This is a genomic window from Kluyvera sp., assembly GCF_047971185.1.
Lineage (GTDB): Bacteria > Pseudomonadota > Gammaproteobacteria > Enterobacterales > Enterobacteriaceae > Kluyvera.
Window position 1 is genome coordinate 1 of the sequence record NZ_JBKDZH010000115.1, and the last position, 10,744, is coordinate 10,744.

General features: G+C 54.0%; 8 protein-coding genes and 1 pseudogene. 3 read left to right on the forward strand and 6 right to left on the reverse strand.

Translation table 11 applies throughout. The features are described from left to right. From ACK5JN_RS22720 to ACK5JN_RS22745, 6 genes are all read right to left on the reverse strand, one after another. A partial coding sequence (locus tag ACK5JN_RS22720) for a S1 RNA-binding domain-containing protein (RefSeq protein ID WP_416872221.1) occupies positions 1 to 326 on the reverse strand: 326 nt, incomplete at its 3' end. 112 nt (positions 327 to 438) lie between these two features. Further along, positions 439 to 1,122, reverse strand: coding sequence for a (d)CMP kinase (cmk, locus tag ACK5JN_RS22725; RefSeq protein WP_416872222.1), 684 nt, complete (start codon positions 1,120 to 1,122; stop codon positions 439 to 441). 170 nt (positions 1,123 to 1,292) lie between these two features. Then, positions 1,293 to 2,060: a M48 family metallopeptidase gene (locus tag ACK5JN_RS22730; protein ID WP_416872223.1), complete on the reverse strand. Its 768-nt coding sequence runs from the start codon at positions 2,058 to 2,060 to the stop codon at positions 1,293 to 1,295. 135 nt (positions 2,061 to 2,195) lie between these two features. Beyond that, positions 2,196 to 3,479, reverse strand: a complete 1,284-nt coding sequence (aroA, locus tag ACK5JN_RS22735; protein WP_416872224.1) for a 3-phosphoshikimate 1-carboxyvinyltransferase — start codon at positions 3,477 to 3,479, stop codon at positions 2,196 to 2,198. A gap of 72 nt (positions 3,480 to 3,551) precedes the next feature. Then, positions 3,552 to 4,640 (reverse strand): 3-phosphoserine/phosphohydroxythreonine transaminase, encoded by a 1,089-nt coding sequence (gene serC, locus ACK5JN_RS22740; protein WP_416872225.1) that lies wholly within the window; start codon positions 4,638 to 4,640, stop codon positions 3,552 to 3,554. 200 nt (positions 4,641 to 4,840) lie between these two features. Beyond that, positions 4,841 to 5,533: a DUF421 domain-containing protein gene (locus ACK5JN_RS22745; protein ID WP_416872226.1), complete on the reverse strand. Its 693-nt coding sequence runs from the start codon at positions 5,531 to 5,533 to the stop codon at positions 4,841 to 4,843. A gap of 127 nt (positions 5,534 to 5,660) precedes the next feature. Here ACK5JN_RS22745 and ycaO point away from each other — a divergent pair, with 127 nt between their 5' ends. From ycaO to pflB, 3 genes and pseudogenes are all read left to right on the forward strand, one after another. Beyond that, positions 5,661 to 7,421, forward strand: coding sequence for a 30S ribosomal protein S12 methylthiotransferase accessory factor YcaO (gene ycaO, locus ACK5JN_RS22750; protein WP_416872227.1), 1,761 nt, complete (start codon positions 5,661 to 5,663; stop codon positions 7,419 to 7,421). 405 nt (positions 7,422 to 7,826) lie between these two features. Further along, on the forward strand, positions 7,827 to 8,684 hold the full coding sequence (gene focA / locus ACK5JN_RS22755; RefSeq protein WP_416872228.1) for a formate transporter FocA: 858 nt from the start codon (positions 7,827 to 7,829) through the stop codon (positions 8,682 to 8,684). Positions 8,685 to 8,740: 56 nt separating this feature from the next. Then, positions 8,741 to 10,744, forward strand: a pseudogene (pflB, locus tag ACK5JN_RS22760) (formate C-acetyltransferase); the annotation flags it as partial.

The following is a 10,744-nucleotide window of genomic DNA, read 5'->3' on the forward strand; positions in this document are numbered from 1 at the left end:
ACTACAGTTTCAGCTTCTTCGTAAGCTTTTTCCAGCGTGATCCAAGCTTCGTGACGTTTAGCTTTCTCACGGGACAGCAGGGTTTCACCGAAGCCGTCTTCTACTGCATCCAGAGCAACGTCAACTTCGTCACCAACCTGGATTTCCAGCTCGCCCTGGGCGTTTTTGAACTGCTCTGCCGGAATGGCGGACTCAGATTTCAGACCGGCGTCAACCAGTACTACGTCTTTGTCGATAGCAACAACAACACCACGAACGATGGAACCCGGGCGGGTTTCGATTTCTTTTAAGGATTCTTCAAACAGTTGAGCAAAAGATTCAGTCATGTTTAATCTTCAGGTTAATATTAACGTCCACCTGACACCATGTCGGATGGGGTTGTTTCACATACCCGCTGTCAATCCATTGCAACGGGGGTACTGCAAATTCGGTCGCGTTTTACGCGATTGCCAATTTCTGGCGCGCATAGTCTAACGCTTTTTCAATTACTTGCTCAATGCTTAAAGTGGTGGAATCCAACACTAAAGCATCGGCGGCAGGAACCAGTGGCGCAACGGCACGATTGCGATCGCGGTCGTCTCGCTCCTTTATCTCTGCCAAAAGGCGCTCAAAGTTAACACTAAAGCCCTTTTCCTGCAACTGTAGCATGCGGCGCTGCGCACGTTCTTCCGATGAGGCGTCAAGGAAGATTTTCACCGGCGCGTCCGGGAACACCACGGTGCCCATGTCGCGACCGTCGGCAATCAGCCCTGGCGCTTCGCGGAACGCGCGCTGACGGCGCAGCAGCGCTTCACGGACGCGCGGGAACGCAGCGACCTGCGAAGCGGCGTTAGCGACTTCCTGGGTGCGGATTTCGCCGCTCACGTCTTCCCCTTCGAGGATCACTTCCAGCGCGCCGTCGGTAGAGACAAAACGCACGTCCAGGTGGGCCGCCAGCGGGACCAGTGCATCTTCGGAGTTAACATCAACATGGTGATGCAGCGCCGCAAGCGCCAGCACGCGATAGATAGCGCCGGAGTCCAGCAAATGCCATTGCAATGTTTCAGCCATCGCTTTGCACAGCGTGCCTTTACCTGCGCCGCTCGGGCCGTCAATGGTAATTACCGGGGCAATTGCCGTCATCTCTCTCTCCTTAATAAAAGGCATACATAACGTAAACGCCGCGCATTATACGCATCTCTGCGGCAGACGGTTACTTTTGTCTGCGAATTCCAGAATTAGCCCCATCAATAGCAGGAGAATAGACAAGTATAGTGGGCCGACGAGGAGCCGGCCCGGAAAGTGACAATGATTTACTTTTTGTCCGCGGCGATACGGTCACGGATATGCTGCGCGCGTTCGGCTGACGGCGGATGCGAGTCGAACAATGACTTCGCATGGCCCGCGTCAAGGCTGGCCAGCTTATCGAAGCTGCCCACCAGCCCCTGGGTGCTGACGCCGCGTTTTTTCAGCAGGTCGTAGGAGAAGTCGTCGGCCTCTGACTCCTGGGAGCGCGAAAACGCGGAGTTAATCATCCCTTCAGCCAGGTCACCAAGCTGCGATTTCGACAGCTGTGCCGCCGCGCCGCTAGTGGCAGAGATGGCGTCACGGGCCGCAACGGTGGCATAGGCGGTTTGCATCGCTTTACGCGAGTGGCCCAGCGCGACGTGGCCCAGTTCATGCCCCAGCACGCCTTCCACTTCGTTGTCGGTCATCATGTCCATTAACCCGCTGTAGACACGAACGCAGCCGTTGGCCATCGCCCATGCGTTCACGTCGGAGGTCATATATACCTTGTAGTTGACCGCAGTGCCGTTAATGTTATTGCCCAGCGCTTTGGCGATTTTATTCAGCCGCTTGGTGTATTTGCTGGAAGCGCTCGCCAGCTGGTTTTCGCCATCCATTTGCTGGCATGCATCGTTAGAGAGCGTCTTCACGTCGGCATCCGACAGCGTCGCCGCCTGATACGCCGTCATGCCGGAGCTCACCAGCGCGTTGGTGTCGACACCCTGCATATTTTTACAGCCCGCCAGCAGCGTTGCGGAGACCACCAGCGCCAGCATCACCTTTGTATTCTTCATATGAATCATCCATTGATTAATTATATTTAAATATCAATTAGTTATTTCATGAAGAAGCGTAACACCGCGCGCAATGGGCAAAAAGTCCGAAAAAAAACGCCGGCCTGAGGCCGGCGTTTTTACGCTCTGGCAGGATCAGGCCAGCGTACTGATGCGCGCCAGCTGTTCGAAATAGTCCGGGAAGGTTTTCGCCGTGCATTTCGGGTCGAGGATGGTGACCGGGGTATCCGACAGCGCCACCAGCGAGAAACACATCGCCATGCGGTGATCGTTGTAGGTACCGATTTCCGCGAAGTTCAGCGTCACAGGCGGCGTCACGCGAATGTAATCTTCGCCCTCTTCCACGATGGCCCCCACTTTGCGCAACTCGGTTGCCATCGCAAACAGGCGGTCAGTCTCTTTCACGCGCCAGTTGTAAATATTACGCAGCGTGGTGGTGCCTTTGGCAAACAGCGCAGCGGTAGCGATGGTCATGGCTGCGTCAGGGATATGGTTCATATCCATATCGATTGCGTTCAGCTCACCGTGAGTACAGGCAATGTAGTCATCGCCCCAGACGATCGTCGCGCCCATTTTTTCCAGCACGTCGGCAAAGCGAATATCGCCCTGTACGCTGTGACGACCAATACCGGTCACCTTCACGGTGCCGCCTTTGATGGCCCCGGCGGCCAGGAAGTAAGAGGCTGAAGAAGCGTCGCCTTCCACCAGGTATTGTCCCGGAGAGGCGTACTGCTGATTACCGCGCACCACAAAGCGTTGATAGTTTTGGTTTTCGACCTCAACACCGAAGGTTTTCATCAGGTGCAGGGTGATGTCGATATACGGTTTAGAGACCAGATCGCCTTTGATGGTGATGGTGGTGTCCTGCGGCGCCAGCGGCGCAGTCATCAGCAGCGCGGTCAGGAACTGGCTGGAGACGCTGCCGTCAACCTCAACGTGACCACCGTTAAAACCGCCTTTCAGACGCAGCGGCGGGTAGTTTTCCTGTTCCAGATACTCAACCTGCGCGCCGCCCTGGCGCAGAGCGTCAACCAGGTGGCCAATCGGGCGCTCCTTCATGCGCGGCTCGCCGGTCAGCACAATGTTGTTAGTCCCCAGACACAGCGCGGCAGCCAGCGGACGCATGGCGGTACCGGCGTTCCCCAGGAACAGCTCCAACTCACCGGACGCCTGAAGCGGGCCGGCATTACCGGTGACTTCACAGCGGGTGCGGTCAGCGGACAGGGTGTAGTGAATTCCCAGCGCCTGCAACGCGTTCAGCATGTGGCGCACATCATCGCTGTCCAGCAGGTTTGTCAGGACGGTGGTGCCACGCGCCAGCGCCGCCAGCAGCAGCGCACGGTTCGACACGCTTTTAGAACCGGGCAGATTAATCGTGCCGTCTACGCGCGCGATAGGTTGTAACGTCAGGGATTCCATGAAACTCAACTCTCAAAAGCAGAAGTAAAAACCCCACAGACGGGCGCTGTGGGGATGAACAGAAAAATAAAATTAACCGTGACGACGTTCGAAGTCCTGCATGAACTCCGTCAGCGTCTGTACGCCTGCCAGCGGCATGGCGTTGTAGATGGATGCGCGCATCCCGCCCACGACGCGGTGGCCTTTCAGCGCGTGCAGACCGGCAGCGAAGGACTCTTCAAGGAACACTTTGTCCAGCGCGCTATCCGCCAGCTGGAACGGCACGTTCATGCGGGAACGGTTGGCGCTGGCCACGTCGTTACGGTAGAAATCACTACCATCAATGGTGTTATACAGAAGATCGGCCTTCTGCTGATTGATGCGATCCATGGCCGCAACGCCGCCCTGCTCTTTCAGCCATTTGAAGACCAGGCCCGCCAGATACCAGGCGAAGGTCGGCGGAGTATTGAACATGGAGTCGTTGTCGTTCAGCACGGTGTAGTCGAGGATCGATGGGCAAGCCACGTGTGCTTTACCCAGCAGGTCTTCACGCACAATCACCAGCGTTAGGCCTGCCGGACCAATGTTTTTCTGCGCGCCGGCGTAAATCACGCCATAGCGGCTGACGTCGATCGGACGCGAAAGAATGGTCGAGGAGAAGTCGGCGGCGACGATAACGTCTTTACCGAAGTCTGGCGTCTCTTCAATGGCGATGCCGTCGATGGTTTCGTTCGGGCAGTAGTGCAGGTAGGCCGCGTTATCGGAAAGCTGCCAGTCGCGCATCGGCTTAACCGCGCGCTTGCCGTCAACGGTCACCTTCGCGTCAATCACGTTCGGGGTGCAGTACTTTTTCGCTTCTTTTACCGCGCTGGCCGCCCAGTAGCCCGCATCAACGTAGTCAGCGGTGGTTTTGTCGCCCAGAATATTCAGCGGTACGCCCGCGAACTGGCCGCGTCCGCCGCCGTGGCAGAACAGCACTTTGTAGTTGGAAGGGATGTTAAGCAGGTCGCGGAAATCTTTTTCTGCTTCCTCCGCCACGTGGATAAACTCTTTACCACGGTGGCTGACTTCCATAACCGACGTACCTAATCCGTTCCAGTCGCAAAGTTCTTTCTGCGCCAGTTTAAGAACATCTGCCGGAAGCATCGCCGGACCTGAACTAAAATTAAAGACCTGAGCCATAACCCTCACCACATTGCAATGTTGTCTGACCGCATGCCTCGCGCGTCATCAACGCGTGGGCATAAGTTATTCCTGTGGCTATTGGTTTTATCATTCAGTGACACGCGCCGCAATGTCTAAAACTTTCAGCTATCGAAATGCGGCCCTCATCACACAATAGATTCTGCCGCCTTGCCGGTACAAAACCGACAAAATCGCTGTCAGGCGATGCGTTTCGCCCTGCTCGCCTTCGACCATGCCGGATTTGCGCAGCGCGGGCATTTTTGACGCTCGCCCGCCTGCAGACGGATTACGTGGCTACACTGGGTACAGGCGTACTCCCCCGGCTCCGGCACCGCCTTAAAGCGTTGCATCAGGCTATCGGGTAAAATACACAGCCCCGGCTTGACGTCATCGTCAGCGTAGTAGAACACGCTAATCTGCCCGTCGGTTTCCATTATCGCCAGACGCACCTGCCCAAGCTGTTCAACGCTGCTGAGACGCAGCTCCATAAAAAAATCCAGCTCCGTCAGGTTCCCTTGCCGTACGTTTTCCCAGGCCAGCTGCCCATCCGTCACAATGACTACCGCTTTGCCTTCGAGAAGATCCTGCACTTTTTCGCTCTTCGCCATTAGCCACATCACCAGCCGATACAGCAGCGAGAGCGTGACGAAAACGGCAAATACCGGTACCAGCGGGACATCATCATAAAACGCCACGTCGCCCGCCGCCGATCCCAGCGTCAGGATAATCAGCACTTCGAAGAGCGACATCTGCCGCACGCCGCGTCGCCCGGTGATTTTGAGAAACAGAAAAACCAGTACGAAGGTAAAGAGGCTTCTCAGCGCCACTTCGCCTAAAAATTCGGGGGGGAATTTATCAAATGCCATCCGTTGAAGATCAAATGCTTTCATTTTTCGACGCCTTAACAGTACGTTACTGACTGTAAGCATAGTCGCCCCTTTTATTTTCGCCGAAGATAGCACCCGTCACGCAAAACCCGTATCATTGCGCGCTTTCCGTACGACAAAAGAGATTGCTATGACGCAAACCTATATTCCCGGCAAAGATGCCGCTCTGGAAGATTCCATCGCTCGCTTCCAGCAAAAGCTGCTCGATCTGGGCTTCGATATTGAAGAGGCCTCCTGGCTGAACCCGGTTCCTAACGTCTGGTCGGTGCATATTCGTGATAAGGCATGCTCTCTGTGCTTTACCAACGGCAAAGGCGCCACCAAAAAAGCGGCGCTGGCCTCAGCGCTGGGCGAGTACTTCGAACGTCTGTCGACCAACTATTTCTTCGCCGACTTCTGGCTGGGCGATAAGATCGCCAACGATCCGTTCGTTCACTACCCGAACGAAAAATGGTTCCCGCTGACCGACGATGATGAAGTGCCGGAAGGTCTGCTAGACGCGCGTCTGCGCGCGTTCTACGATCCTGACGATCAGCTGACCGCCAGCATGCTGGTCGACCTGCAGTCCGGCAACGACGATCGCGGCGTGTGCGGCCTGCCGTTTACCCGTCAGTCCGACGGCGAAACCATCTATATTCCGATGAACATCGTCGCTAACCTGTACGTCTCCAACGGCATGTCGGCGGGTAACACCCGTAACGAAGCCCGCGTTCAGGGTCTGTCGGAAGTGTTCGAACGTCACGTGAAAAACCGCATTATCGCCGAAAGCATCAGCCTGCCGGAAATTCCGGCCGAGGTGCTGGCGCGCTATCCGGGCGTTGTAGAGTCCATCAAGACGCTGGAAGCAGAAGGTTTCCCGATCTTCGCTTACGACGGTTCACTGGGCGGTAAATATCCGGTTATCTGCGTGGTGCTGTTCAACCCGGCCAACGGTACCTGCTTTGCCTCCTTCGGCGCGCATCCGGACTTTGGCGTGGCGCTGGAACGTACCGTCACCGAGCTGCTGCAGGGCCGCGGTCTGAAAGACCTCGACGTGTTTACCCCGCCGACCTTCGACGATGAAGAAGTGGCCGAGCACACCAACCTCGAAACCCACTTTATCGACTCCAGCGGTTTGATCTCCTGGGATATGTTCAAGCAAGATGCGGACTATCCGTTCGCCGACTGGAACTTCTCCGGCACCACCGAAGAAGAGTTCGCGACGCTGATGGCTATCTTCAAAGAAGAAGATAAAGAAGTGTACATCGCCGACTACGAGCATCTGAGCGTCTACGCCTGCCGCATCATTGTACCGGGCATGTCCGATATTTATCCGGCGGAAGATCTGTGGCTGGCGAACAACAACATGGGTAGCCACCTGCGCGAAACCATTCTCTCCCTGCCGGGCAGCGAGTGGGAAAAAGAAGAATACCTGAATCTGATCGAGCAGATGGACGATGAAGGTCTGGACGACTTTACCCGCGTGCGCGAGCTGCTGGGACTGGCGACCGGCCCGAACAACGGCTGGTCTACCCTGCGTATTGGCGAACTGAAGGCCATGCTGGCCCTGGCGGGCGGCGACCTTGAACAGGCGCTGATCTGGACCGAGTGGACGATGGAGTTCAACGCCTCGGTGTTCAGCGCAGAGCGCGCTAACTACTATCGCTGCCTGCAAACGCTGCTGCTGCTGTCTCAGGAAGAAGAGCGCGAGCCGCTGCAGTATCTGAACGCGTTTGTTCGTATGTACGGCGCAGACGCCGTTGAAGCGGCCAGCGCGGCGCTGAGCGGCGAAGATGCCTTCTACGGCCTGCAGCCGGCGGACGGCACGCTGGAAGCCTTCCCGGCACATCAGTCGCTGTTAGCGGCCTACGAAAAACTGCAGCGCGCGAAAGCCGCTTTCTGGGCGAAGTAAGCACTTCTCCATAGAAAAAGTAGGCTTAATGGACGACCTACGCTATATTACGGGGCCACTTGTTGGCCCCTTTTTATATTTCAACGTTTCGCCTCGCGATTCTGTGAAAATAAAGTTAAACATAAGTAAACACTATAATTGGTAGCTTACTTTTATTGTTAAATTTCTTGATCATTACTCCATTTTAATTAACTAACAAAATTAAGGGTAAAGAAAAAATTCAACTGATTTTGTAAATCTTAAAATTTATTTTCATATTGATATTCATATAGTTAGCAAGGGATTGATGAAAAACCACGCGTTCTTCAGGCCTATTAGCCAGGTGAGATATGATCTATATCAAATTCTCATCTATAATGCTTTGTTAGTATCTCGTCGCCGATTAAATAAAAAGAGAGAGTTATTGTGAAAGCTGACAACCCTTTTGATCTACTCCTTCCTGCTGCAATGGCTAAAGTTGCCGAAGAAGCAGGCGTCTATAAAGCAACCAAGCATCCGCTGAAAACCTTTTATCTGGCGATTACTGCGGGCGTCTTTATCTCGATTGCTTTTGTTTTTTACATTACCGCAACCACGGGTACAGCGGGCATGCCGTTTGGCATCGCTAAGCTGATTGGTGGTATCTGCTTCTCACTAGGCTTAATCCTTTGCGTTATTTGTGGCGCTGACCTTTTTACGTCGACCGTACTCATCGTTGTGGCGAAAGCCAGCGGCCGAATTACCTGGGGTCAACTGGCGAAAAACTGGCTGAACGTCTATGTTGGTAACCTGGTCGGGTGCCTGCTCTTCGTCCTGCTCATGTGGCTGTCCGGCGAATATATGACGGCCAACGGCGGCTGGGGGCTAAACGTCCTGCAAACAGCTGACCACAAAATGCACCATACATTTATCGAAGCCGTCGCTCTCGGCATCCTCGCAAACCTGATGGTCTGCCTGGCAGTGTGGATGAGCTACTCTGGCCGCAGCCTGATGGATAAAGCCATGATTATGGTTTTACCGGTTGCCATGTTCGTTGCCAGCGGTTTTGAGCACAGTATCGCAAACATGTTTATGATCCCGATGGGTATCGTAATACGTAACTTTGCAAGCCCGGAATTCTGGACCTCTATCGGTTCTTCTCCGGAAAGTTTCTCTCACCTGACCGTGATGCACTTCATCACCGATAACCTGATTCCGGTAACTATCGGGAACATCATCGGCGGCGGTTTGCTGGTTGGGTTGACATACTGGGTCATTTACCTGCGTGGCGGTGACCGTCATTAATTGATGGTTGCTCCAGGCAGTAAATAAAAAGTCCACTTAAGATAGGTAGGTGTTACATGTCCGAACTTAATGAAAAGTTAGCCACAGCCTGGGAAGGTTTTGCAAAAGGTGACTGGCAGAATGAAGTAAACGTACGCGACTTCATCCAGAAAAACTACACTCCGTATGAGGGTGACGAGTCCTTCCTGGCTGGCGCAACTGACGCGACCACAGCGCTGTGGGACAACGTTATGGAAGGCGTTAAACTGGAAAACCGCACTCACGCGCCAGTTGACTTTGACACCGCCGTTGCTTCCACCATCACTTCCCACGACGCTGGTTACATCAACAAAGCGCTGGAAAAAATTGTTGGTCTGCAAACTGAAGCTCCGCTGAAACGTGCTCTTATCCCGTTCGGTGGCATCAAAATGATCGAAGGTTCCTGCAAAGCGTATGACCGCGAACTGGACCCGATGATCAAAAAAATCTTCACCGAATACCGTAAAACGCACAACCAGGGCGTGTTCGACGTTTATACTCCGGACATCCTGCGCTGCCGTAAATCCGGTGTTCTGACCGGTCTGCCAGACGCATACGGTCGTGGTCGTATCATCGGTGACTATCGTCGTATCGCCGTTTACGGTATCGACTACCTGATGAAAGACAAATTCGCTCAGTTCTCCTCCCTCCAGTCTGACCTGGAAAACGGTGTGAACCTGGAAGCGACTATCCGTCTGCGTGAAGAAATCTCTGAACAGCACCGTGCGCTGGGTCAGATCAAAGAGATGGCTGCTAAATACGGCTACGACATCTCTGGTCCGGCTACTAACGCTCAGGAAGCTATCCAGTGGACTTACTTCGGCTACCTGGCTGCGGTTAAATCTCAGAACGGCGCTGCAATGTCCTTCGGTCGTACCTCCAGCTTCCTGGATATCTACATCGAACGTGACCTGAAAGCAGGCAAAATCACTGAACAAGAAGCTCAGGAAATGATTGACCACCTGGTCATGAAACTGCGTATGGTTCGCTTCCTGCGTACCCCTGAGTATGATGAACTGTTCTCCGGCGACCCGATTTGGGCAACTGAATCCGTCGGTGGTATGGGCGTTGACGGCCGTACCCTGGTCACCAAAAACAGCTTCCGTTTCCTGAACACCCTGTACACCATGGGCCCGTCTCCGGAACCGAACATCACCATCCTGTGGTCTGAAAAACTGCCGCTGGCATTCAAAAAATATGCCGCTAAAGTGTCCATCGATACCTCTTCTCTGCAGTACGAGAACGATGATCTGATGCGTCCAGACTTCAACAACGATGACTACGCTATCGCTTGCTGCGTAAGCCCGATGATCGTTGGTAAACAAATGCAGTTCTTCGGTGCGCGTGCAAACCTGGCGAAAACCATGCTGTACGCAATCAACGGCGGCGTTGATGAAACACTGAAAATGCAGGTTGGTCCGAAATCTGAACCGATCAAAGGCGACGTGCTGAACTATGACGAAGTCATGGATCGCATGGACCACTTCATGGATTGGCTGGCAAAACAGTACGTCACCGCGCTGAACGTCATCCACTACATGCACGACAAGTACAGCTACGAAGCCTCTCTGATGGCGCTGCACGACCGTGACGTTATCCGCACCATGGCGTGTGGTATCGCTGGTCTGTCCGTTGCTGCTGACTCCCTGTCTGCAATGAAATAGGCGAAAGTTAAGCCGATTCGTGACGAAGACGGTCTGGCTATCGACTTCGAAAGCGAAGGCGAAGACCCGCTGTTTGGTAACAACGACTCTCGCGTTGAGGACATGGCGGTTGATCTGGTAGAACGTTTCATGAAGTAAATTCAGAACCTGACTAGTTATCGTAACGCTATCCCGACTCAGTCTGTTCTGACCATCACCTCTTTCGTGGTTTATGGTAAGAAAACGGGTAACACCCCAGACGGTAGTCGTTCTGGCGCGCCATTCGGACCGTGTTCTAACCCAATGCACGGTAGTGACCAGAAAGGTGCTGTTGCCTCTCTGACCTCCGTTGCTAAACTGCCGTTTGCATACGCTAAAGATGGTATCTCTTACACCTTC

Excerpts from the sequence above, each read along its gene's own strand:
- cmk (WP_416872222.1), bottom strand. The coding sequence starts at position 1,122 with ATGACGGCAATTGCCCCGGTAATTACCATTGACGGCCCGAGCGGCGCA.
- ACK5JN_RS22730 (WP_416872223.1), bottom strand. The coding sequence starts at position 2,060 with ATGAAGAATACAAAGGTGATGCTGGCGCTGGTGGTCTCCGCAACGCTG.
- aroA (WP_416872224.1), bottom strand. The coding sequence starts at position 3,479 with ATGGAATCCCTGACGTTACAACCTATCGCGCGCGTAGACGGCACGATT.
- serC (WP_416872225.1), bottom strand. The coding sequence starts at position 4,640 with ATGGCTCAGGTCTTTAATTTTAGTTCAGGTCCGGCGATGCTTCCGGCA.
- ACK5JN_RS22745 (WP_416872226.1), bottom strand. The coding sequence starts at position 5,533 with ATGAAAGCATTTGATCTTCAACGGATGGCATTTGATAAATTCCCCCCC.
- ycaO (WP_416872227.1), top strand. The coding sequence starts at position 5,661 with ATGACGCAAACCTATATTCCCGGCAAAGATGCCGCTCTGGAAGATTCC.